General features: G+C 47.5%; 17 protein-coding genes. 11 read left to right on the top strand and 6 right to left on the bottom strand.

Annotated features, from left to right (window positions below; genetic code table 11):
• Position 1: 1 nt before the first annotated feature.
• Both QL234_RS03750 and QL234_RS03745 read right to left on the bottom strand, forming a co-directional pair.
• Positions 2–1,273, bottom strand: a complete 1,272-nt coding sequence (locus QL234_RS03750; protein ID WP_281556506.1) for an HlyD family efflux transporter periplasmic adaptor subunit — start codon at positions 1,271–1,273, stop codon at positions 2–4.
• A gap of 721 nt (positions 1,274–1,994) precedes the next feature.
• On the bottom strand, positions 1,995–2,921 hold the full coding sequence (locus QL234_RS03745) for a glyoxylate/hydroxypyruvate reductase A (protein ID WP_281556505.1): 927 nt from the start codon (positions 2,919–2,921) through the stop codon (positions 1,995–1,997).
• Positions 2,922–3,198: 277 nt separating this feature from the next.
• Here QL234_RS03745 and tkt point away from each other — a divergent pair, with 277 nt between their 5' ends.
• From tkt to QL234_RS03715, 6 genes are all read left to right on the top strand, one after another.
• Positions 3,199–5,193: a transketolase gene (gene tkt / locus QL234_RS03740; RefSeq protein WP_281556504.1), complete on the top strand. Its 1,995-nt coding sequence runs from the start codon at positions 3,199–3,201 to the stop codon at positions 5,191–5,193.
• Between the two features lie 70 nt (positions 5,194–5,263).
• Positions 5,264–6,277 (top strand): erythrose-4-phosphate dehydrogenase, encoded by a 1,014-nt coding sequence (gene epd, locus QL234_RS03735; RefSeq protein WP_281556503.1) that lies wholly within the window; start codon positions 5,264–5,266, stop codon positions 6,275–6,277.
• Between the two features lie 183 nt (positions 6,278–6,460).
• The gene (locus QL234_RS03730; RefSeq protein WP_281556502.1) at positions 6,461–7,636 is read left to right on the top strand and encodes a phosphoglycerate kinase; all 1,176 of its coding nucleotides are present in this window, start codon (positions 6,461–6,463) and stop codon (positions 7,634–7,636) included.
• A gap of 142 nt (positions 7,637–7,778) precedes the next feature.
• Positions 7,779–8,675 carry a fructose bisphosphate aldolase gene (locus QL234_RS03725; RefSeq protein ID WP_281556501.1) on the top strand — a complete coding sequence of 299 codons (897 nt, stop codon included), beginning with the start codon at positions 7,779–7,781 and terminating at the stop codon, positions 8,673–8,675.
• 291 nt (positions 8,676–8,966) lie between these two features.
• Positions 8,967–10,031, top strand: coding sequence for a class II fructose-bisphosphate aldolase (gene fba, locus QL234_RS03720; RefSeq protein WP_281556500.1), 1,065 nt, complete (start codon positions 8,967–8,969; stop codon positions 10,029–10,031).
• A gap of 211 nt (positions 10,032–10,242) precedes the next feature.
• Positions 10,243–11,019: a DUF481 domain-containing protein gene (locus QL234_RS03715; protein WP_281556499.1), complete on the top strand. Its 777-nt coding sequence runs from the start codon at positions 10,243–10,245 to the stop codon at positions 11,017–11,019.
• A gap of 111 nt (positions 11,020–11,130) precedes the next feature.
• Here the strand turns inward: QL234_RS03715 and QL234_RS03710 are convergent, their stop codons facing one another.
• The gene (locus QL234_RS03710) at positions 11,131–16,290 is read right to left on the bottom strand and encodes a response regulator (protein WP_281556498.1); all 5,160 of its coding nucleotides are present in this window, start codon (positions 16,288–16,290) and stop codon (positions 11,131–11,133) included.
• Between the two features lie 210 nt (positions 16,291–16,500).
• Positions 16,501–18,096 carry an isocitrate lyase gene (locus QL234_RS03705; protein WP_281556497.1) on the bottom strand — a complete coding sequence of 532 codons (1,596 nt, stop codon included), beginning with the start codon at positions 18,094–18,096 and terminating at the stop codon, positions 16,501–16,503.
• Between the two features lie 390 nt (positions 18,097–18,486).
• Between QL234_RS03705 and QL234_RS03700 the strand changes: the two genes are divergently transcribed.
• From QL234_RS03700 to QL234_RS03690, 3 genes are all read left to right on the top strand, one after another.
• On the top strand, positions 18,487–19,422 hold the full coding sequence (locus QL234_RS03700; RefSeq protein ID WP_044834958.1) for a LysR family transcriptional regulator: 936 nt from the start codon (positions 18,487–18,489) through the stop codon (positions 19,420–19,422).
• Positions 19,423–19,533: 111 nt separating this feature from the next.
• Positions 19,534–19,935: a CidA/LrgA family protein gene (locus QL234_RS03695; RefSeq protein ID WP_281556496.1), complete on the top strand. Its 402-nt coding sequence runs from the start codon at positions 19,534–19,536 to the stop codon at positions 19,933–19,935.
• A gap of 4 nt (positions 19,936–19,939) precedes the next feature.
• Positions 19,940–20,674: an LrgB family protein gene (locus QL234_RS03690; protein WP_281556495.1), complete on the top strand. Its 735-nt coding sequence runs from the start codon at positions 19,940–19,942 to the stop codon at positions 20,672–20,674.
• A gap of 298 nt (positions 20,675–20,972) precedes the next feature.
• Here QL234_RS03690 and QL234_RS03685 read toward each other — a convergent pair whose 3' ends face one another.
• Together QL234_RS03685 and QL234_RS03680 are read right to left on the bottom strand one after the other, a co-directional pair.
• Positions 20,973–21,254, bottom strand: coding sequence for a hypothetical protein (locus tag QL234_RS03685; protein ID WP_281556494.1), 282 nt, complete (start codon positions 21,252–21,254; stop codon positions 20,973–20,975).
• Positions 21,247–21,396 carry a hypothetical protein gene (locus tag QL234_RS03680; protein WP_281556493.1) on the bottom strand — a complete coding sequence of 50 codons (150 nt, stop codon included), beginning with the start codon at positions 21,394–21,396 and terminating at the stop codon, positions 21,247–21,249. Before QL234_RS03680 ends, QL234_RS03685 begins: the two co-directional genes overlap by 8 nt.
• Before the next feature lie 713 nt (positions 21,397–22,109).
• Between QL234_RS03680 and QL234_RS03675 the strand changes: the two genes are divergently transcribed.
• Positions 22,110–24,290 (top strand): malate synthase G, encoded by a 2,181-nt coding sequence (locus QL234_RS03675; RefSeq protein ID WP_281556492.1) that lies wholly within the window; start codon positions 22,110–22,112, stop codon positions 24,288–24,290.
• Positions 24,291–24,871: 581 nt separating this feature from the next.
• Positions 24,872–25,300, top strand: coding sequence for a hypothetical protein (locus QL234_RS03670; protein WP_281556491.1), 429 nt, complete (start codon positions 24,872–24,874; stop codon positions 25,298–25,300).
• Positions 25,301–25,423: the final 123 nt, after the last annotated feature.

Genomic DNA, 25,423 nt, shown 5'->3' with positions numbered 1-25,423 from the left:
GTTAATAGCTGATATTGATTTGCTCCGATGCGCTAAAATCCTGATAATCTGAAATAATCACCAGCTCCCCTTCCTTTAGTCCTGAGGTCAACTCAATATAATCCAAACTGCTGATCCCTGTGTTAATGGCAGTTTTCCTGCCCTGGTTATCTTCACCGACCTTATAGGCAAACTTACCGCCTAAAGCCCCGATGAAAGCGCCACGTTTCACCATCAGCACATTCGTTTTCTTTTCAAACTCAATACGGGCATTGATACGCTGATTTTGCCTTAAGGCAATAGCTGTTCCCGCTTTTATACTCGCCCTGACTTTCACCAAGTTATCTTTGATTTCCGGCGAAATAGCAATGATCTCACCACCGACATCAACGCCGGCAATCTTCATCATCACAGTCAACCCCAGCCCTAAATCATCGGCATAAAATTCTGGTACACTCAGCTCGGCTTCATACTCGGACAAATCCACTATGGTCATGATCTCGGTATTGGCGACAATGGCATTTTTTTGCGCCACCAGCCAGTTGCCCACCACCCCGGTAACGGGGGCGGTGATCGCTAAAGCCTGGTGTCTGCGTAGTAGTTCATCCAAGATCAACTGCTGTTTTTTCACTAAAAACTCCCGATGGCGGGTTTCAAAGGTTAACCGCTCCCGCGCCAGTTCGACCCGTTTTTTCGCATGCTGATAAAAGCGCTCTGCATCGGTTAAGGTATCCTGGCTTTTCATCCAGTCCACTTCACTGATGATTTGTTTGCCAAAAGAAATCTCTGCCCGCTGCTGTTCACGCCTGGCAACATTCAGGCTCGACAAGGCAGCATTCATCTGGCTTTCCAGCTCAAGCTGCGCTTCTTTATCTTCTAACAGCCCCCGGCTGGCATTGATATTAAGCTGCTCTAAGGTCGACTCCTGCTGTTTGATCTCGGCATCAAGTTCCGGGCTACTCAGGCGCGCCACCAACTGACCGAGTTCCACCGCTTCCCCCGGTTTGGCCAGCAAGGTAATTTTGCCCGCTTCACTGCTGAATAAGCGTGGGGCATTGGCGGCCACCGCCTTACCCGAAACCGAGGCTTCGCGAACAAGTTCACCACGCAGCACAGGCGCAATCACTAAATCATGAGCGTCGACATCGGGAATAGAGGAATACCACTGGCTTAAAGTCGGCATCGCCAGATAGGCTAGCAATATCGCCAGAGCCAACAGCAACAACGGCTTGAATGACCAATTTTTTTTAGAACTTTGAATAACTTCATCCTGACTTTGGGTACCCGCTATCATAATTAAACTCTTGAACCTTGATAAAGAAATAACACTTGTCCCTTAAGGTTGCAGTTGGGATGCCAAGTTTTCAAAAAACGTAATCAATTGTTTTTACTTAACTTTATTTAAAGGCGCTCTAACAACTGTGTCCGATCGGACACTTCAAGCTGTCCGCCGGTGTCCGCGAACACTCAGGCGGACACTTGTTCAGAGTTCAGTGTCCGCAGTAAATCTTTTGCCGGGAGATATGAATATATTGGAAGTTTTTTTAGAAAAAACGTAGGCTTATATGCTGTAATATAAAAGCTCAGCTTATGCCGGGAGGCTGAAATACTTCCATGTATAAATCCTGCTTTATCACATCCTGTAATCGCAGGATAAATACTTCCATGTATAAAAAAGCCCCGGAACGGGGCTTTGAAGTTATCTTGATAACAAATAAATACTATTTTAATGTTTCTACTTTGCTATTGATGTCATCAGCGATTGAGGTATTACTCAATACGGCTGACAAGGCTAATATTAACACTGCAAATATTACTGTTGTCAGCTTAAATCCCCTTGAGGATGGCTTATTCATTTTATATTCCTGTAAAGTCAGGTTATTCTATTTTTTAGCATGAGCTACAACAGCTCAAAACTTAACCTATCCGGGTACTGATTACAATCTTTGTTTACCCTTTTCTTACAGTTTCATGTCAAAGATGCTAGTTAACTGCTAACAAAATCATGCTAACAACTAATAACCCTTATCAATATCCACCAGGTTATCCAATAACTGTCCCTGCTGAAATTTTTTATAGTTGCCGGCAATTTGTGCGATCACTTCTTGCTGATCGGTAATTGCTGAAATATGCGGGGTTAATATCACAGATTCATGCCGCCAAAAGGCATGATCTTCAGGTAAGGGCTCATGGTTGAAAACGTCCAATACCGCCCCGGCAATCACCTGTTTATCCAAGGCATCAATTAAGTCACTATCGTTCACCGCTTGACCCCGTCCGACATTTATCAAAAAGCAGCCTGATTTTAACTTCTCGAAAAAGCCTTTGTCGATTAATCCTTGGGTGGCGGGGGTGTTGGGTAAAATACTCACCACATAATCGGCATCAGCAACCGCCTGCTCCAGTTGGTCCTGACCATAATATACCCGGTAATCCGGATGTGCCTTCTGTGACCGGCGCCAGCCGCTAACTTCAAAGCCATTGTCCATCAAGCGCTTGGCAACCACCTCCCCTATGCTGCCGACCCCTAGTATGGTGACTTTTTGCCGTCTATTCTCTTTAGGCAAAACCTGCCAGTTGGCTTGTTGCTGCTGTTTGAAATAGGCAACAAAACGACACTTAAGCATCAAGATGCTTGCAAGCACATATTCCGCCATCTGCCCGGATAAGCCGGGATCTACGATACGGGTGATCTGAACATTGCTTGGCAAATCGGGATCCGAGAACAACGCATCACAGCCGGCCCCCAATGAGCTGATCACCTTAAGTCCAGGCAGCTTGGCCCAACAATTTTTGGGCTGCTGCCAGGCAACGGCAAATTCAACCTCTTCCGGTTGCGAGATATCCGGCCAGCATTGAATGTTTACTCCCGGCAAGGCCTGTTTAAGCCCTTGTGCCAATACAGTTAAATCCCTGTCTGTGACCAGCAATGCAATCGACATATAAGGGTTACCCCATCAAATCTTGGTGAATAAGTTAAAAAGCACAGATATCTATCACGGCAATAATACCGTTAAAACGGTAATTTTTCACCACTATCTCAGTGGAAAAGCTTGTCTATACAAGAGAAAACGCCAGATAAAGTACCTAGTTATTAATAAGTTACAATGTGACGGGAAAAAATATAATAAATAACGTAATAACATTTGCGCTAAGGCGGACACTAAGAGAAAATACGGGCAATTTTTTTCTTATTAACATTTCAGATTTGGAGTCCCTATGTCGTCGCGTCAAGAGTTGGCCAATGCAATCAGAGCCCTAAGCATGGATGCCGTGCAAAAAGCGAAATCAGGTCACCCTGGAGCCCCTATGGGTATGGCGGATATCGCCGAAGTATTATGGCGTGACTTTTTAAAGCATAACCCGGCCGATCCCAACTGGGCCGACCGCGACCGTTTCATCCTGTCCAACGGTCACGGCTCTATGCTGATTTACTCCCTGTTGCATTTATCCGGTTATGATCTGCCGATTGAAGAACTGCAGAACTTCCGTCAGTTGCATTCTAAAACCCCGGGCCACCCGGAATACGGTTACACGCCGGGTGTAGAAACCACTACCGGCCCGTTAGGCGCAGGTATCTCTAATGCCGTAGGTATGGCCATTGCCGAAAAAACCCTGGCGGCACAATTTAACCGTGAAGGTCACGATATCGTTGATCACTTCACTTACTGTTTCTTAGGCGACGGTTGTTTGATGGAAGGTATTTCCCATGAAGCCTGTTCATTAGCCGGTACCTTAGGCCTGGGTAAACTGATTGCTTTTTGGGATGACAACGGTATTTCCATCGACGGCCATGTTGAAGGCTGGTTCAGCGATGATACCCCGGCACGTTTCACCGCCTACGGCTGGCATGTGATCAGCGATGTTGACGGCCACGACTCAGAAGCCGTTGCCAAGGCCATTGAAGAAGCGAAATCGGTTACCGACAAGCCGACCATGATCTGTTGTAAAACCATTATCGGTTTCGGCTCTCCTAATAAGTCCGGTAGCCATGACTGTCACGGCGCACCTTTAGGCGAAGAAGAAATTGCCGCTGCCCGTGAATTTTTAAACTGGCCACATGCCCCGTTTGAGATACCGGCCGATGTTTATGCCAAGTGGGATCAAAAAGAAAAAGGCCAGGCGAGCCAGGTAAGCTGGAACGAAAAATTTGCCGCTTACCAAAATGCCCACCCGGAACTCGCCGCCGAATACCAGCGCCGGGTGATTGACGGCAACTTACCTGCTGATTTTGAAGAAAAGGCTAATGCCTTTATCGCCGAGTGCCAGGCAAAAGGCGAAAACATCGCTTCACGTAAAGCCTCGCAAAATGCCATCGAAGCCTTCGGTAGCCTGTTACCTGAATTACTGGGCGGCTCCGCTGATTTAGCCGGCTCTAACCTGACTTTATGGTCCGGCTCAAAAGGCATAGAAACCGACCCTGCCGGTAACTACATCTACTACGGTGTACGAGAGTTTGGTATGAGCGGCATCATGAACGGTGTCTCCCTGCACGGCGGTTTCATCAACTATGGCGCCACTTTCATGATGTTTATGGAATACGCCCGTAATGCCGTACGTATGTCGGCGCTAATGGGGATCCAGAATGTCTTTGTTTATACCCATGACAGTATCGGTCAGGGTGAAGACGGCCCGACCCATCAGCCGATCGAGCAGTTAACCAACTTAAGAACCACGCCTAACATGGTGACCTGGCGCCCTTGTGATGCCACCGAATCTGCCGTTGCCTGGAAAGCTGCGGTTGAGCGCCGCGATGGCCCGACATCACTGGTATTTAGCCGTCAGGGCCTGCCGGCACAAGATCGCTCTGATAGCCAGGTAAGCGATATTGCCAAAGGTGGTTATATCTTAAAAGACAGTGAAGCTACCCCAGAAGTGATCTTGATTGCCACCGGCTCAGAAGTTGCCCTGGCGATGGCCGCAGCAGAAAAACTGAGCGCTGACGGCAAACAGGTACGCGTGGTTTCCATGCCGTCCACCAATGTTTTCGACCAGCAAAGCAGCGATTATAAAGAGTCTATATTACCGTCAAGCGTCACTAAGCGTGTTGCCATCGAAGCCGCCCATACCGATTTCTGGTATAAATATGTCGGTTTCCAAGGTGCCGTTGTTGGCATGACCACCTTTGGTGAGTCGGCGCCGGGCAATGCCTTGTTCGAACATTTCGGCTTTACCGCAGACAATGTTGTTAACACAGTAAACAACCTGGGTTAATCACCCAAAACAGGGAGCAGCACACTTGTTGCTGCTCCCCCTTCACTTTAGTTTCTACTAGCGATGAATTATGCCCATAAATATTGCCATCAATGGTTTTGGCCGCATCGGCCGCAGCATTGTTAGAGCACTCTATGAAAATGGCCGCAATCAGGAATTCAACCTGGTCGCCATCAATGAATTAGCCACGCCGGAAGGCATCGCCCATTTATTAAAATATGACTCCACCCATGGCAGGTTTTCCTTTGCCGTGGAACAAACCCCGCAGGGACTGAACATCGCCGGGGATGAAGTCAAACTCACGCATATCGACGCCCTCGACCAGCTTGACTGGCAAGCTCACAATGTCGATATCGTACTTGATTGCACCGGTAAATACGGCTCCCAGGCCGACGGACAGCAACATATTAACCAGGGGGCAAAGAAGGTGCTGTTTTCACATCCCGGTGCCCAGGACATCGATGCTACTATCATTTACGGCATCAACCACCAGCAGCTCGGCGCACCACATAAAGTGGTTTCCAACGGCTCCTGCACCACCAACTGTGTGGTCCCGGTGATCAAGGTCATCGAAGACGCCTTTGGCGTGGAAAGCGGCACCATTACCACCATACATTCTTCCATGCATGATCAGCAGGTGATAGATGCCTACCACAGCGACCTGCGCCGTACCCGGGCGGCAAGCCAGTCCATTATCCCGGTGGATACCAAGCTGGCGGTCGGCATAGAGCGGATTTTACCCCAGTTTTCCGGACGTTTTGAGGCGATAGCGGTACGGGTGCCGACCTTAAATGTTACCGCAATGGATTTAAGCTTAACCCTCAATAGTGATGTCACCATAGCCGATATCAACAACGCCATCCAATATGCCCAAACCAACGGCCTGGCGGGGATTTTAGGTTATACCGAAGAGCCGCTGGTTTCGATTGATTTTAATCACGACCCCCATTCCTGTATCGTCGACGGCAATCAAACCCGGGTCAGCCATAAGCGCCTGGTAAAATTATTAATCTGGTGCGATAACGAATGGGGATTCGCCAACCGCATGTTAGACACCGCAGAGGTCATGGGCCATGCGCTTTAATCGCCCCTCGCCCGTTAACGTTTTTTCTGCACCTGTTTCTGTACAAAAATTTTTAACAAATGCTATGCCCGGCCTTCCTACCCTCCGGGTGATAGCGTTTGTCCAGGCATTAGCCATTAACCTCTTTCATCTTTATTTATTAACCTTTTTAATCCTAAACAAAGCAATTAAGGGAGATTTATCATGTCTGTCATTAAAATGACCGATCTGGCGCTGGCCGGTCAACGGGTGCTGATCCGTGAAGATCTGAATGTACCGGTAAAAGACGGTAAAATAAGCTCAGATGCCCGTTTAAAAGCGGCGCTACCCACCATAAAACTGGCGCTTGAAGCCGGTGGTAAGGTCATGGTGATGTCTCACCTGGGCCGCCCGGTTGAGGGGGAATTTAACCCTGAATTTTCCCTGCAGCCTGTGGTTGACTATCTGGCAGCGGCATTAAATTATCCTGTCCGCCTGGTAACGGATTACTTAGACGGCGTAGAAGTTGGCGCCGGCGAACTGGTGATCTTTGAAAATATCCGTTTTAACAAAGGCGAAAAAAGCAATGACGATGCCTTGGCTAAACAGTTAGCCGCACTGTGTGATGTCTTTGTGATGGACGCTTTCGGCACCGCTCACCGCGCCCAGGCCAGCACCCATGGCGTCGCCAAATATGCCCCAACCGCCTGTGCCGGTCCGCTATTGGCAGGTGAACTTGAAGCTCTGGCCAAGGCCCTGGACAAACCCGCCCGCCCGCTGGTGGCCATTGTCGGCGGCTCAAAAGTTTCCACGAAATTAACCGTTCTGGAGTCTTTAGCCGGTGTTGTTGACCAGCTGGTGGTTGGCGGCGGTATTGCCAACACCTTTATTGCCGCCCAGGGCCATGACGTAGGGAAATCCTTATATGAAGCAGATCTCGTCAGTGAAGCCCAGCGCTTAACCAAGCAGGCGCAGGACAATAACGGTGATATCCCGGTACCGAGCGATGTTGTCGTCGGTCAGGAATTTTCCGAAAGCGCCGCAGCGACCCTGAAACCTGTCGACCAGGTTGCCGCCGATGACATGATTTTCGATATCGGCCCGGATTCCGCCCAGGCACTGGCAGACATTATCGCCAAGGCGGGTACCATAGTCTGGAACGGCCCGGTAGGCGTATTTGAGTTCGATCAATTCGGTAAAGGCACAGAAGTTATTGCCCGGGCCATTGCCGACAGCAGCGCCTTTTCCATTGCCGGTGGCGGCGACACCTTAGCCGCGGTTGATAAATATGATATTGCCGATAAGGTTTCTTATATTTCTACCGGCGGCGGTGCTTTCCTGGAATTTCTTGAAGGCAAAAAATTACCTGCAGTAGAAATATTGGAGCAACGTGCCAAATAGTGCCTCTTGAACTCAGGGGAAAATAGTTTAATACTTGCAATAACAAGTATTAATATGAGTGCCGATAAAGCACTCGATTAACGACCCGATAAAAGCAGATCGGTAGTCTCACTGATCTGCTTCCTGCCCAAACAGAAGGAATATGAACATGGCTAAAGCTCATATGCTGGAAAAAATCAAAAACCAGGATGGTTTTATCGCCGCCCTCGACCAAAGCGGCGGCAGCACCCCAAAAGCCCTGCGTCTTTACGGCATAGCAGAAGATGCATACCAGGGAGATGACGAAATGTTTGACCTGGTGCACCAGATGCGTACCCGCATCATCACCAGTGACGTCTTTACCGGCAGCAGGATCTTGGGGGCTATCTTATTTGAAAATACCCTGGACCGGAAAATCGCCGGTTTAGACAGCGCAGCCTATTTGTGGCAGAAAAAAAATATCGTGCCTTTCCTCAAGGTCGATAAAGGCCTGGTCGAAGAAGAAAACGGCGTTCAGCTAATGAAAACCATACCGGATTTAGGCAAGTTACTCGATAAAGCCAATGGCCAGGGTGTCTTTGGCACCAAAATGCGCTCGGTGATCAAACTCGCCAACGAAGCTGGCATCAAGGCCATTGTTGAGCAGCAATTTACCCTGGCCAAAGAAATATTAGCCAAGGAGCTGACCCCGATCATTGAGCCGGAAATAGATATTCACAGTCCGGAAAAAGCGGCGGCGGAAGCCTTGCTCAAAACCGCCTTGCTGGCACAACTCGATGCCCTGCCCGGCGATAAACCTGTGATGCTCAAATTAACTTTACCCGAGAGCGATAACTTTTACCTCGAATGCATCAAACACCCTAAAGTCCTTAAAGTGGTCGCCCTTTCCGGCGGTTATAGCCGGGCCCAGGCCAATGAAAAGGTCGCGGCAAACCGTGGCATGATCGCCAGTTTTTCCCGCGCACTGACCGAAGGGCTGAGTCAAAAGCAAACGGATCAGGACTTTAATGCGGCATTGGATAATGCCATAGAAAGTATTTTTCAGGCATCTAAGTGTTAATCTGGCCAAAACACGGTAAAACAACAAAAACACCTGTTGTTAACTTTCACCGGCAATTTCAATAAATACCAGTATTCCCGGCGATACAGCCGGGATTTCCATTACTTTTTTCGTAATTTTCGAACAAAATACGGCTTAATTTAAAATCTTCGATTTAAATACACTTATCTGCAAACTTCACTGCCAGTTACCGGCGAGTTCTGATATAATCCTGGCCCGCAAGATGAAAGCTTTCATCGCAAGATACACTTTTCACCGAATTAATGACAAATTTTACTTAGGAGTAGTTTCATGGCTTTAGTTTCTATGCGCCAAATGCTAGATCACGCTGCAGAGTTTGAATATGGTATTCCCGCATTTAATGTCAACAACTTAGAGCAAGTTCGCGCCATCATGCAGGCAGCCAGTGATACCGATAGCCCGGTGATCATGCAGGCCTCAGCCGGTGCCAGAAGTTATGCCGGTGCTCCTTTTTTACGTCATTTAATTCTTGCCGCCATCGAAGAGTTCCCCCACATTCCTGTGGTTATGCACCAGGATCACGGTACCTCTCCCAGCGTCTGCCAACGCTCAATCCAGTTAGGCTTTTCTTCGGTCATGATGGACGGCTCACTAGGAGAAGACGGTAAAACTCCTACCAGCTATGAATACAACGTTGATGTTACCCGCCGCACCGTAGAAATGGCGCATGCCTGCGGCGTATCGGTTGAAGGTGAGTTAGGCTGTTTGGGATCATTAGAAACCGGAATGGCCGGTGAAGAAGACGGTATCGGCGCAGAAGGGATATTAAGCACCGAGCAAATGCTGACAGATCCGGAAGAAGCCGCCGATTTTGTTGCCAAAACTCAAGTAGATGCCCTGGCCATTGCCTGCGGTACTTCCCACGGCGCCTACAAGTTCACCCGTCCACCGACAGGTGATATCCTGGCCATCGACCGCATTAAAGAAATCCACACCCGCATCCCGAACACTCACCTGGTCATGCATGGTTCTTCATCCGTGCCGCAAGAATGGCTGGCAGTCATTAATGAGTTTGGCGGCGAGATCCCGGAAACTTACGGCGTACCGGTAGACCAGCTTCAGGAAGGTATTAAACACGGGGTGCGTAAGATCAATATCGATACCGACTTGCGTTTGGCCGCCACCGGCGCTATCCGCCGCTTTATGGCGCAAAACCCAAGTGAATTTGATCCGCGTAAATACCTGAAAGCTTCCACTCAGGCCATGTATGAGATCTGTAAGGCTCGTTATGAAGCCTTCCATACCGCAGGTAATGCCAGCAAGATCAAAGCTGTATCTTTGGAAGAAATGTATCAGAAATACCAAAGCGGCCAGTTAAAGGCGCTAATCAAGTAAGTAGCTTTTCTTAAGCCATATACTCTAAATAAAAGGGCCCTTCGGCCCTTTTTTGTTACCAAACGCTCATTTTTATATGTTTAGTTATAGTTAACCCGCCACTTTTTCTCTATAATAACCGCGAAATTTTGCCCTGGTCATGTGTGTCGACGTTAAAATCCGGCAAAAGTTCTGTACTCCGTACTCATAAACACTAATAAAGAGAATGCTAATGACATCAAAACTGGCAACCGCCGTATTTTGCCTGGTCCCCCTGGCAGCCACCGCCGCCGAAAACAGCGAACAACCGGCTTCCCCTTTTACCACATCGGCCGAGCTGGGTTTTCTTTATCAAACCGGCAACACCAAAAGTGCGGATATTAAAACCGGTTTTGATCTCAAATATGAACAAGAGAAATGGAAGAGCATTTTCGAATTCGATCTGCTGGTGAAAAAAACCGAAACAGAAGATGAAGACGGCGATACCAGCATGGACACCAGCGATCAAAAATGGGAACTGGTATCACAAACTAACTATACCTTAGGTGTAGAAGAAAAAAATTATGTCTATGGTAACTTCGCCTATAAAGACGACAGGTTCAGCGGTTTTGAAAACCAGTCATCACTGTCTTTGGGTTGGGGTCGCCGCTGGTATGAAAGTGAAACGGCAAGTTTTGACGCCGATATCGGACCAGGTTTCAAACGAGATGTCCTGAAAGACACAGACGACAGCTCAGGTGAGACCAGCAACAGCTTTATTATTCAGGCCCAGGCCTTGTATTTACGTAAGCTGAATGAACATGTCGAGTTCAGACAACAGTTTACCGCCAAGTATTCACCAAAAAGCGGTGAAAACAGCACCTATAAGGCGGAAAGTTCCATTACCACCAAACTGATCGAAACCCTGCAGCTGAAATTTAGCTTCACCATAGATCACAATACCGAAGTGGAAGACGATAAAGAAAACACCGATACCCAAACGGCAATGACCTTAGTCTACAGCTTCTGATAATATCGGCAGGCAGAGCGGCCACGCGTTTGCTCTGCCTGATTGATCACGGATATAGCTTGCCACTAAACCTTGCCAATATCACTTGCGAATATAACTTCAGAAAGCCTGTTAGCCCTGCTCATGAGAACACAACAGCAACTCTTCGCTTAATCTTTGGTGCAGCATCTGATAACTCTGGATAAACTCCCGGTAGACATCTTCATCAAGACTATCTTCGACAATCGCGCTTAGCACCATACTGGTTTTTTCATACATGGCCGTGCCGCAAATATTTAAAGTCATTTCCTTTATTTTCTCTAAACCGGCCAGCATTTCCCTGCTTTGCCCTTGCTGATAACCTTGAGTGAAATCATTGATTAAGCGCGGCATTTCCTCCAAAAACAATTGCAACAACTTATGCTCAAATCCGGTATTGTGGTTGATTCTGGCCAGCAAATCCTGCTTGTTCCAGATAACGGTTGTTGAGCCGGCTAAGCTAAGTTTTACTTTTTCCTGGTCATCCAAGTCGACATTGAACTTAACCGGGATCTTCACTGCCGGTTTACTTACCTTGCCTGTCTCCTCTTTGAGATCAGGTTTATACCAGGCCAGCAGTTTTTTCTTTAAAAATTCCGCCTGGATCGGTTTAGCAAGATAATCACTCATGCCCGCCTCCAGGCATTTTTCTTTATCCCCTTTCATGGCATTGGCAGTCATGGCGATGATCGGGATCCCGGTATAAATTTCACCGCCGGCTCCCCGGCGAATTTCCCCGGTTGCCTGATAACCATCCATTTCCGGCATTTGACAATCCATCAGGATCAGATCATAAGGCGTATCCTGCTGCGCCAGCTTCAAGGATGTCAGCGCCTCAAGGCCGTCATTGGCAATATCGGCATTAATGCCGAATTCAGCCAGGATATGACCGGCCACTTCCTGGTTAACACGGTTATCTTCAACCAGCAATACCCGGCAATCTTTTATGCTGTCTGAGTCGGCTTTTTCCTGCCTGAGATGCTCCGAGACCTGGATTTTTTGCTGATCATAGTTTAGCCCCTGCAGGTAATGGTGAGTGATCAAAGGGCGTTCCTCCGACGAGAGCTGATCATCGTTAAGGGCTAAGGCCAAGGTATCAAACAAGTCCGATAAGGTCGCAGGCTTAGGGAAATAACCGTCAAAGCCGATACCGGCAAAATAACTGGCATCTCCCCGTGACGCCATGGAAGTCATCATCACCAGCTTCAAGGTACTTAATTCATTTGATTCGCGAATACGGCGTCCGAGTTCGGCGCCGTCCATATAAGGCATTTGCATGTCTAAAAATGCCACTTTAAAATCCGGCCTGTGCTGACTTTGCAACAGGCCAAGTGCAGCCAGGCCGTCTTCTGCCTCAGTTACCTTGGCCCCCCAAAGCTCAAGTTGCTCTTTCAATACCAGGCGGTTGGTCTGGTTATCGTCAACAATGAGCAAATCGATATCCTTGACATCAACTTTGGGTATGACCACAGATGAGCATTCGCTAAGCTCAAGGATGATCTCAAAGCTAAAGCAGCTGCCCTGCCCGGTATTACTGCTGACCTTAATATCTCCCTGCATCAACTGGCATAACTGTTTGGAAATGGCCAGCCCAAGGCCGGTACCGCCATATTCCCGGGTCGTGGAAGCATCAACCTGGGTGAAAGAATCAAAAATAGAGCTGAGCTTTTCTTCCGGGATCCCTATGCCGGTATCGGTAACCGAGCAGGAAAAGATGACTTGCTTTTCACTCTGTTCAAAAACTTCAGCACAGATCAGTATCTCCCCCCTGGCGGTAAATTTAATGGCATTACTGACCAGGTTGGTTAAGACCTGTCGAATCCGGCCGGGATCCCCTTTAACATGGCTAAACTTGATATTGCTGACATCCAGAATGATCTCCAACCCTTTTTCCTGGGCTTTAAAGGCCATCCCCTCGGTAAACTCTCCCAATAAACTCAACAAATTAAAGTCGATAACTTCCAGATCCAGCTTACCGGCTTCAACCTTGGAAAAGTCCAGAATATCATTAATGATCGTCAGCAAAGATTCAGCGCTTGAAGTGGCCAGTTTAACCCTGTGATATTGCTGCTCCGATAAATCACTGCGCAGCAACAGCCCCAACATACCCAAGACACCGTTCATCGGCGTGCGGATTTCATGACTCATACTGGCCAAAAATTCGGCCTTATGGCGTACGGTATCTTCGGCAAGTTCCCTGGCCTGAATCAATACCGACTCAGCCTCTTTTCGGGCGGAAATATCATAATTTACCCCCGTCATCAGCAACGCATTGCCGTCTTCATCGTAATTTACCTGGGCGGCCGCTTTGATATACTTAACATCGCCGTTTTCAAGCATAATACGAAATTCATGATCAAACGGGATATGCTGCTCAATCGCCGATTTAATCGCTTGTTCAGCCGCCTCGACATCGTCGGGATGAAGGGTCCTTTTCCAGTCATCATAACTGCCGCCGAAGTCACTTTTGGCAATGTCATAAAGCTTAAGCATCCATTCATCCCACATTAAGACATCGTTAAGTAGATCATATTCCCAGATGCCTATGCCCGCCGAATCTGTGGCGATTGAAATGCGGGTATTGGCCTGCTTAAGGGCCAGTTCGGTGAGATCCCTTTGGTGCTCCAGACGTTTTTCAGCGGAAATATCCCGGATAATGCCGGTAAAAATATAACCCTGAGGGGTTTTCACTTCGGAAATAGCTAAATGGACGGGAAAAACTTCCCCGGACTTTCTCAATGCCTCTAGCTTACGCCCGACCCCCATAACCTTGCTGACGCCGGTTTCGATATATTGGTTAAAAAAGCCATCATGTTTACTGGCATACGGCTCAGGCATCAGGCACTTGATATTGTTGCCGATCACTTCCTCTTGCTGATAACCGAAAATAGACTCCGCCGCCCGGTTAAAAGACAGGATTTTCCCCTTTTCATCCAAAGTGATAAAGGCATCGGCAGCGCTGTCAAATACCGCATTAAGTTTGTTCACCGCCTGCTCCGCTTCATTGGCCAGCACAATTTGCCTGGTCAGGGACAAGTTCATGCGGGCAAACAGATTATGAAAGTTACGCGCCAACACACCGATTTCATTATTTGACTTAACCGGCAACTCTCCTAAAGCACCGGTTTTATCATAGTTTTCCAGGGTATGGATAATGCCCGTTAACGGATTGGCAATGCGCCTGGCGGCGATAATCGCCAGCGCCAGCGCCATAAACGCCAACGCAGCCCCGAGAATAATACTGTGCTCTTTAAACTGGGCAAAGGCCTGTAAACTGTCCTGGTTATCCCCCAATACCAGCAACCGGAGCGGATGACGGCTATCAAACTTTTCTAATCTTATCCGGGTATAATGACCAGAAAATTGCCCCTGTTCAATTTCAAGGTTCTGCAGGCTCTGCTCCTGATAATTTCCGGCAATGGTTTCGGTTAATTGTGGAAATTCATCCTGCATTAAAAACCTTTGTCCGAGCTCAAAACCAAAGGTTTTAGCGCCGTCCGGATGAACAAGATAATCCCCTTGTTCATTAGCAATATATAAGCGCAGCTCCGAGAGCTCGTTCACTCTCAGTTCATTAATAAAATAACTAAAGTCAACACTGATAATCACCAGTCCAAAAGGCTGCCCGTTCAACGGATGAAAAACCGGCGTTGCCACCCTCAGCACAGGCTGATGAGGCAGGGAAACCTGCTCTTGATCCCGGGTCAGATTGATACCTGAAAAATAAACCTGACCAAGATTTTCCTTCAGGGCAGCAGAGAAATAATCCCTGTCCGCCTTGTGCTGCAATTTTGCTTGCGGAATACGAATGGGTTTATTGCTGCTAAAGCTACTGACATTCACCAGCTCCAGGCCATCATTGGCCACGCCGATATAACGCAGTTTTAAATAATAAGGTTTGGCATTGATAAACTCGACAAAAATTTGCTCCAGGCGATCTTTCCACAAACCGTAGTCATGCTGATCTTTATTGATTGTCGCATAGGCCAGCCCCATGATCGGCGGGGTGTTGCTAAGAAACAGTACATCCGAATGCGCCTGGGAATAAAGTTTCTCTACCAGGGGCTCAACCAGCTTGGCTTCGATCGCCAGCTTTTTCGACTCCTGGCTCAATAGCAGGCGTTTGCTTTCTCCGTAAAACATCAGACTCACCAACAGCACAATAGTGATGGATAAGATAAAAGCTACCACAGGGATCTGTAACCCCAAAGATTGCCGGACCTGGCCAACATCCAGCAGATTTTCCGGCTCACTAAGTTGACTTGTGCCAGATGGCATCCTGGTCGTTTCCACTGGTGCTATGTCTTTTTCAGTGTTTCCCCTGAACCGGCGCAATTTGTACAAGTCAATAATGATCCCGTACAAAACACAAGCATAGGCAAAAATTTTCAAACCGTGGGCGATATTAAAGTGGTTATCGAATAAGGCACTGGAGCCGAAGGCCATATGCACCTGCGTGGTAGCCTGCGGGATAATAGCAAGTAAAACCCCCAGCCTGGCTAATGAGGGATTAAAGCGGTAAAGGTTCCAGCACAAAGTTGCCGCCACTATGTATAAACCTAAAGGGAAAATATCATAGGGACGGGCAAGCAAGGTATCGCTAAACATGGTTTGCGGCAAACTATTGCTTACCGCCGCCCAATGCACAGAAACATAGGCAAAACTGGCAAAACAAGCACTGATGAGCAATAAAAGTTTTAATTCCCGGTGTTGCTTATCCATGCCTAAACCGGCCGGCTTTTTCTGGCGATAAAGCCAAAGGGCAATAAGGCAGCCGGTACAAATAATAATGGCATTAAAACTGCGGGATAAGGCCCAGGTAAAAGGAATAAAGTCAGTATTATTGGCATTGGCGTCAATGATCCGGGTCGCCGCCAGGGTATGAAAAACATCGACCGAACCGGCACAAAATACCGCAATCCCTAAAATGGGGATGGCAATATCGCCACGGGTACGATAATGCAAAATAGCCGCGAGAAAGGCCAACAAGGCAAACACCACCGAAGACCACTCTAGTAAGGCATGGTGAAACGCCCCGGCAAAAGCTAAAAATACCGTCTCATTAGTAAGCTTTCCCTCGCCTTCAGGCGGCAACCCGGCTTTAGGTGAAGCAAAATCAATTCCGGATAAATTTAGCAGGGCAGGTAAAACACATATCATTACCACAAACAAGCAGTAAAGCTGGCGGTGGGAGAGCTGGCTGAAAAACGTATTTATCCTAAACAAATCGGCAATGACAGGTCGTTTGGCCATAACATCTCATCCATAAGAGTATGATGTTAAAGTTAGCAGAAAAACAAAGAATTGAAATAAAAACGCCGGGATTTACCGGCAAGCCAGTATCTGAATAACTGACATTACAGCCAAGTTTATCCCGAATAAGGGAACCGGATAAAAAAAGCCCGGCAAAACTGCCGGGCTTGACCTAAAAGCCGCTTGCACGGCTAAGCTAACAGCAAGGTTTTAGCTGAACTGGTTCATGGTATTATCTTTACCTGAAGCCTTAAGGGCAGCATCACCAGAGAAATATTCTTTATGATCATCTCCGATATCCGACCCCGCCATATTCTGATGTTTAACACAAGCGATACCCTGACGGATTTCCTTGCGCTGCACCCCTTTAACATAACCTAACATGCCCTGCTCACCGAAATATTCTTTGGCCAGGTTGTCGGTGGACAGTGCCGCGGTATGATAAGTCGGTAAAGTGATCAGGTGGTGGAAAATACCCGCCTGTTTCGCGGCATCCGCCTGGAAGGTGCGAATTTTTTCATCCGCCAGCACTGCCAGCTCACTGCTGTCGTATTCTTCACTCATCAGCTTGTTGCGATCGTAAGCGGAAACATCCTTGCCTTCTTCTACCATAAGGTCAAATACCTGCTGACGGAAATTTAATGTCCAGTTGAAAGAAGGCGAGTTGTTATAAACCAGTTTCGCATCCGGCACCACTTCACGGATGGCATCCACCATAGCCCCGATTTGGCCGATATGAGGTTTCTCGGTTTCAATCCAGAGTAAGTCCGCACCGTTTTTCAATGAAGTAATACAGTCAAGCACACAACGCGCTTCACCCGTGCCCGGCTTGAACTGGAACAAGTTGCTGGCCAGGCGTTTCGGGCGCATTAACTTGCCTCCCTGGCTAATGATGACATCACCGTTTTGCATGTTCTCCGGGGTCACTTCTTCACAATCAAGGAAAGCATTGTACTGATCACCCAAGTCGCCCGGCTCTTTGGTCACGGCAATTTGTTTGGTCAAACCGGCGCCTAAAGAATCGGTACGGGCAACAATCACCCCATCTTCAATGCCCAGTTCAAGGAAGGCATAACGCACTGCGCGAATCTTGGCAAGGAAGTCTTCATGGGGCACGGTCACTTTACCGTCCTGGTGACCACATTGCTTTTCATCGGAAACCTGGTTCTCGATTTGAATACAACAGGCACCCGCTTCAATCATTTGTTTGGCCATTAAATAGGTGGCTTCGGCATTACCAAAGCCGGCATCGATATCGGCAATAATCGGCACCACATGGGTTTGATGACCGTCGATGGCCGCCTGAACTTCTTTTTCTTTTTCCGCATCACCGGCTGCTTTCGCCTGATCCAGCTCACGGAACAGACCGCCTAATTCACGGGCATCCGCCTGGCGTAAAAAGGTATATAACTCTTCGATTAAACCGGCTACCGAGGTTTTTTCGTGCATGGACTGATCCGGCAAAGGACCGAACTCAGAGCGCAGCGCCGCCACCATCCAGCCGGAAAGGTAGAGATAACGGCGATCGGTATTGTCGAAATGTTTTTTAATGGAAATCATTTTTTGCTGGCCGATAAAGCCATGCCAGCAGCCCAGAGACTGGGTATATTTGCTGTTGTCGGCATCGTAGTTTGCCATGTCTTCCCGCATAATCGCCGCGGTATATTTAGCAATATCTAATCCGGTTTTGAAACGGTTTTGCAAACGCATCCGTGCCACTGACTCAGGCGAGATTGCCTGCCAGCCTTCTTGTTTAGAAGAAATAAGTGACGCTAAAGAATCAATTTCGCTGTTGTAGGTAGACATAACACTTCCTTTGGATAATCTTTTTTAAGAAAAAGTTTTGATGTAACTGGGCCAGGTTTAATCAGGCTAGATGCAACTCAATCAAATAGCCAAATGTAACCCAACATAAAAGCTTTCACATCGGACAAGCAAAATACTATTCCAGCAAATCGGCATTTACAAAATTTATATATTACATAACCAAGATTCACAAAAGAAATATTAGTATATATACTCTAATTAAAAATAAAGTAAAAGACATTACATTTCAATAACTAAACTACAAAACCAGTTCGGGCACAGGGAATAATTTACAGCCATTTTTTTGTAATAGATTGAATCCCGGGCTTGTTTGCCTTTATAGTAGTCACATCTATATCAGTTATATTTTTATTGAAGATCATTAAGTCTATGAATATTTCTAAGATTGATTTAAACCTGTTGATTTACCTTGATGTGCTGCTAAGGGAAAAAAATGTCACCCGTGCTGCCAGACAGTTAAATATCACGCAACCGGCCATGAGTAATGGCCTTAAACGTCTAAGAACCCTGTTTAATGATCCTATTCTGGTACGCACCTCAGACGGCATGGTGCCGACAGAGCGTGCCAGGTCCCTGGCCCCCGCCATCAGAAAAATATTGCTTGAGCTGGAAGAGGCGCTGCAGGGAGAAGAAGAATTTAACGAGCAAAACAGCCAGCGGGTCTTTCGCTTAATGGCCAGCGATTATGCCGCTTCCACCTTATTGCCGGGGTTATTGAGGCGCATCAACCAGATTGCTCCCAACATCACCATAGATATCATGACCCCGAGCGACGTCACTTTTCATGATGTTGAGGCAGGCAAAATCGACATGGCCATTAACCGCTTCGATGAGTTACCCCAGTCGTTCCATCAAAAAACCATCTGGCGCGATACCTTTTCCTGTCTGCTCAGTGCCGAGAGCCCTGTGGTATCAAAGTTTAACCTCAACTCGTATCTCGCCTCCAAGCATGTCTGGGTATCAAAAACCGGTTTCGGCGTCGGCGTCGGCATGGACCCCAAAGATGTCCAGAAACTTGGCTGGGTAGATGAAGCCCTTGCCAGGCTCGGCAAAAAACGTGACATCAAGGTCTTTACCCGTAATTACCATGTGGCGATGCAACTGGCCTATGAAGATGATCTGATCGCTACCCTGCCGTCCAAAGCCGCACTATTGCATAAGGACGACAGCAACTTTACCATTTTAAAGCCGCCTTTTGATATTCCCGAAATAGAGTTAAAAATGATCTGGAGTCCGCTGCTGCATCATGATGCCAGCCATATCTGGTTCAGGCAGCTGGTGATTGAAGCCGCCGCCCAAAGCTAATACGAACCTTAAACCTGCTTTTTCAGTCCTGCGTATAAGCCAAATGTTTGGGGCAAGTGGTTTTAGCTAAATGTTTTTCAGCTCATTTGTTTGAGCCAAGGAGTTTCCCCTGTGCCTAAATTCAGCCGTTTCAAGCATAAACCGCTCTTTATCTGCTTATACAGTATTTTTGCCATCGCCGTCAGCCTGGGGGCAGGTAAGATGCTGGCGGCAACCCTGGAGGGACTGCCGGGCAGCCTGCACGGCATGATAGTCTTTACCGTATTGCTGCATTTTCAGGTATTCGATGCCCAAATAATCAAACCCGCCATCACCTGGATTATCCAGCATATGGGGGTGTGTTTTGTCCCGGCAGGGGTTGGCATTATCAATCATTTTGAGCTGATCCAACAACACGGACTGGCCATTGTTGCCATTATATTTATCACCACCTTTATCCTGTTAACCTTTGTTGGCCTGTGCTGCGAGCATTTTTGCCAAAACAAAACCGTAAACAAACAACCAGGGGGCTGATAGCATGTCATTTCCCGCCTCTGCAGCAGATATCTTGACCTCGGTGTTGTTAATCCTGGCCACCATCACCCTGTACCAGAGTTTCGCCTGGCTGCAAAAGCGCAGCGGGCGAATCTGGCTTAATCCCATGTTACTGTCCATCTTAGTGATCATTCCCTGCCTGCTGTTGACTGAAATGCCGTTTCAGCAGTTTTACCGTGCCACCGAGCCGCTGAATATGCTGCTAGAGCCTGCCGTTGTCGCCCTGGGTTTCCCGCTGTACCAACAGCTGTCACAGATAGCCAGACAGTGGAAAGTGATCTTTTCCCTGCTGATCTTAGGGGCATTACTGGTGATCAGCATCAGCTTTTGCTTGACTATGTTATTGCTCAATTATCCGCAAATCGCCGTTTCCCTGTCACTTAAATCTATCACCACCCCAATAGGCCTGGCGTTAACCAGCGAACTTCAGGGGGATACTTCGGTTACCGCTTTTGCCATTATCCTTGCCGGGCTTTTTGGCGCCTTATTGGGCCCTGCCTGGCTTAAAGCGATAAATGTCCATTCAGCAAAGGCGCAGGGGCTGGCCATAGGCGCCGCCAGCCACGCACTGGGCACCGCCACCATCAGCAAAACCAGTTACGAGCACGGCGCCTATGGCTCGCTGGCTTTGATCATATCCGCCATAGTCACCGCCCTGATCAGCCCGGGACTTATTGATTACTTGCAGGTTTTCTTTACCGGCTTTGTTGGCATTTAGTGTTGCTGTTAATTATTTACACGCTATAGAGTGCGGTATGAAAAGTTCAGCTATACGGGGAATTATCACGAAATCAGGATTGGTAGCCAGTAGCGATAAAAGGTATGGATTGCTAGTGACGGACAGGTAAACACTAGCGCTTAGGTTAACATGCGCTAACAGGAAGACCATGCCCCTCAGAGGTGACAGGATTGCATTTTATACCGGGCGGGTTACTGACATAGCTGAAACTATGATGGCTATTAACTCGCCCGGCTTTTGCTCCGTTTACGCCATAGTCAATCTTACGTAGTTAACATTACTTCTTGCGGTTAAGCACTCTCCAGCACGCTTGCATCTCGCCTATTTTCTCCCGGTAGCCGATAACCTGATATTTGAGCCAATAGCACAGGTGCCTGATACCTTCACTGGTGTGCTCTGTGATGCATTCGGGCTCGCGGGTAACCGCTGCGAATGCATCGAACAGAAAGGCGCATTCTTCACTGAATTTAGCAAAATCGTCACCAAGATTGACAAAATCGCTCGACAGCTGTTCCCTTTTGATTGCATCCTCCGTGAGTGGTAGGTTTGACTCAGACATGACAGTTTCCTCCCTTGCCGGTTAACTGCGTATAGTTGCTGGCATAAGCTGCCAATGGAAGCCTGGTTATGAGGGTTGGTATATTTTCTGTTAAAGAAACTTTAACCGAGTGAAACTCTGGCATATCATTAGATTTAGCCATGATGGATACTCCAGTTATCTGTTACGGTTAGCTGTCTCTGAGTGTCTCTAGCACTTAGGGGCAGCGCTTGGTTTATCTGCTGGTTCTCTTCTTTAAACACCTCCGCTGATGAGAATTCACCTGTTAGTGATAGTACAAAATACCGGAAAAATCAGGCCGGGTTGGCATTTAATGTTTATGTTAATTGCCCGCACTGTATTGATAGCAGTACGAAAAAATCAACTATATGAAAGATATGAATAAAAACAAGGATTGATGACTTGTTACAGGGCAATAACAGTCAGCGCAAATATAGCCTCTTTACTGGCCTGGCCTGATTAAAGCCGAGATTAAGCCGTAAAAAGCATCAGAACATAAATTTAATAATTATCAAACAGAAAGACATTCACAATATGAATAACAAAGATAGATTAGAGTAATAACTTTAATCATTATTGATAGTCAGAAGCCTCTTTTCTAAAAATTAACTATTAAACTCAATACGTTAATATCAACATCCATATCATCAGGTAAATTTCAGACACGATTTTAACACGCTTATATCACTTGCTGCTCCGGCTGCGCTATTGCACCGCAAGAAAATAATCAATACATTGCCCTAAGCACGTGCCGGTTAGGCAGTTTTTGTCGCTAAGGTTAAAACATCAGTTACGACTTTCATCGAGAGTCCAAAGCTCACCGGCAGCCACTTTTCAACGTTAACAGAGGGACTTATGGAGCAAAGAATTTCAGTCGCCAACCTGCAGGTTGCATCTTGCTTATATGACTTTATCGAAGACGAAGCCTTACCATCAAGCGGATTAACACCGGCAGATTTCTGGCAAGGGTTTTCCCGCTTAATCTCAGACTTAACTCCCGTTAACCAGGCCTTGCTGGCAAAGCGGGAACAACTGCAGCAACAACTCGATAGCTGGCATCAAGAGCACAACGGAGATGCTTTTGACTTTGATGCATACAAGGCGTATTTGCAAGACATTGGCTACCTCGCTCCGGAAGTTGCCGATTTCAAAATATCTACCACAAAAGTTGATGCTGAAGTCGCCACCTTAGCCGGTCCGCAGCTGGTGGTGCCTATCATGAATGCCCGCTTTGCCCTCAATGCGGTAAACGCCCGCTGGGGCAGTCTATACGATGCCCTATACGGCACAGACGTAATAGCACAAACCCAGGGAGCTGAAAAATCCGGGGCTTATAATCCGGTGCGCGGAGCCAAAGTCGTGGCTTTTGCCAAGGACTTCCTCGACCAGGTGTTGCCGCTGGAGTCAGGCTCGCACCAGGAGGTAAGCGATTACCAGCTCGACGGACAGCAACTGATCCTGACCCTAAACGACGGTAAACAAAGCAAGCTTTGTCACCCCGATGCCCTGATCGGTTTTACCGGCAGTATCAATATCCCCGACAGCCTGCTGTTTAAACATCACGGTTTACACTTTGAAATCCGTTTTGACCGCAAAAGTCCGATAGCCCAGGCAGATCCCGCCGGTATCAGCGATATACTGCTCGAAGCCGCGTTAACCACGATAATGGACTGCGAAGACTCAGTTGCCGCCGTCGATGCCAGTGATAAAGTGCTGGCTTATCGCAACTGGCTGGGGTTAATCAAAGGCGATCTCAGTGAGCAGGTAGAGAAAAAAGACGCCGTTATCACCCGCACCATGAACTGCGACCGCCATTATCAGACGCTTGCCGGCGACGAACTGACACTTAAAGGCCGTAGCCTGATGTTTGTCCGTAATGTCGGTCACCTGATGACCAATGACGCCATCTTAGATCAGGCCGGCGGGGAAATTCCCGAAGGAATTTTAGATGCCGTGATCACTTCCTTAATTGCCCTGCATGATGTCAAAAACAACAACCGGCTTAGCAACAGCGGGGAAGGCTCCATTTATATCGTCAAACCGAAAATGCACGGCCCGGAAGAAGTGGCCTTTGCCAATACCTTGTTTGACCGGGTAGAGGATATGCTCAACTTGCCCCGGCACACGATAAAAATGGGCATTATGGATGAAGAGCGCCGCACCAGCGTCAACCTCAAGGCCTGTATTTTTGCCGCCAAAGCACGGGTGGTGTTTATCAATACCGGATTTTTAGACAGAACCGGGGATGAAATTCATACCTCTATGGCCGCCGGCCCTGTACTGCGTAAGGCCGATATCAAGGATACCCGCTGGATAGCGGCTTATGAAAAAAATAATGTCGACATTGGCCTCAGCTGCGGACTAAGCGGCAAAGCCCAGATAGGTAAAGGTATGTGGCCAGTGCCGGATCAAATGGCCAATATGCTGGCAACAAAAATCGGCCACTTGCAGGCCGGTGCCACCACCGCCTGGGTGCCGTCACCGACAGCCGCCACTTTACACGCCCTGCATTATCACCAACAGGACGTCTTTGCCTTGCATCCGCCCTTAAGCCAGGAAAAAACCGCTTCACTTGATGACTTGCTGACCTTCCCGGTGGCACAAGATACAAACTGGAGCGAGCAAGAAATACAGGCCGAACTTGACAATAACGCCCAGGGCATACTCGGTTATGTGGTGCGCTGGATAGACCAGGGGATCGGCTGCTCTAAAGTGCCGGATATCAATAATGTCGGCCTGATGGAAGACAGGGCGACCTTACGCATCTCCAGCCAGCATATGGCCAATTGGTTATACCATGGTATTTGTACGCCACAGCAGGTACGGGCAAGCCTGGAAAAAATGGCCGCCGTTGTTGATGAACAAAATAACCAGGATAAGAGCTACCAGCCGATGGCGGACGATTTTGATAACAATATCGCCTTTCGCGCCGCCTGCGAACTGGTCTTTTCTGGGGCCCAACAGCCCAGCGGTTATACCGAACCTTTATTGCACAACTTCAGAAAAATAAAAAAGCAAAAATCCCAGGAAGCATGAATTATCAAGACAAGGGGTAAATAAGCATAACCGGGCTAACATGCCCGGTTTTTTTATACAGGGAAGTGTTTCAGCTTACACGCTCCAGGCGTAAGCTAAGTACTTACCTCCTGTAAGCAATCCTGCGATCACAGGATGTGATGAAGCAGGGTTATACAGAGAAGTATTTCAGCCTATGCGCTCCAGGCGTAAGCTAAGGACTTATGTCCTGTAAGCAATTCTGCGCTCACAGGAAGTGATGGAGAGGCTTTCACCCGCTAAAATAAACCTTAAAACTGAAAGAAGGATCACCAATGCCGGTTCTGATTAAAGAAGGCCCAAAAATAAAAAGATCCTTTAATCGTAAAAAACAGGCAGCTTATCCCATAAGGGTCGTGACAAGGCATATTTCTGTTTATAGTAAAATGTAAGCAAATAAATATAAAAATCTCACAAAAACGATCAATTATTAGGATCTTTTACGAGATTATTGAGATATAATGGCCGGCCAAACCCAAAACTTAAGCAGGGGTTACCTTAGCCGGGTTTGATTCAGGTTTAGCTCGAACTTAGAGAAAACACTACTTAAACAGGATATTATAATGAAATTATCATTGAAGCCTTTACTATTATATATATCACTAAGTACCTTAGGTTTATGTGGTATTGTCTCATCTGCTTCAGCCAATGCCCCGGCGGAGCCAAAAGTTAAAGTTATCAGCCAAATCGTTAAGGTTTATACCATGCCCGTCCGTTTGGCAGGTAATACCGGCTCGCCACTGAATATCACCAGGGACAGTGATCTGGTTTCCCTGGGACAGTTGCTGACCCAGCCTTTACTCCAGCTCCCCGTCAGTCAGGGGGAACACTTTATTGCTAAGCCAATTGAAAAAAAGAACCAATTATTTGAAATCGCCAATATCTTTAACGATAAACTGCAGCAGTTCATTTCCGGCTTTTCCGCCAAAGAAGACAGTGCCTTTTTCGATGATATGACACTGCTTGACTGCGAAACCAAAGAAAACCTATAAGTCTTTTTACGCTTTACTTATCCCAAAACACAGAAGCTTTACCCTCAGGTAAAGCTTCTTTCGTTTCAGGCGCTAATTTGTTTAATCGCTGATGTGCCATCAAGGTTAAGCACTCGGCTTTCA

Source organism: Thalassomonas sp. RHCl1, assembly GCF_947387555.1.
Lineage (GTDB): Bacteria > Pseudomonadota > Gammaproteobacteria > Enterobacterales > Alteromonadaceae > Thalassomonas.
The sequence above is the reverse complement of the archived record's forward strand: the minus strand, read 5'-3'. Positions and strand labels throughout refer to the sequence as shown.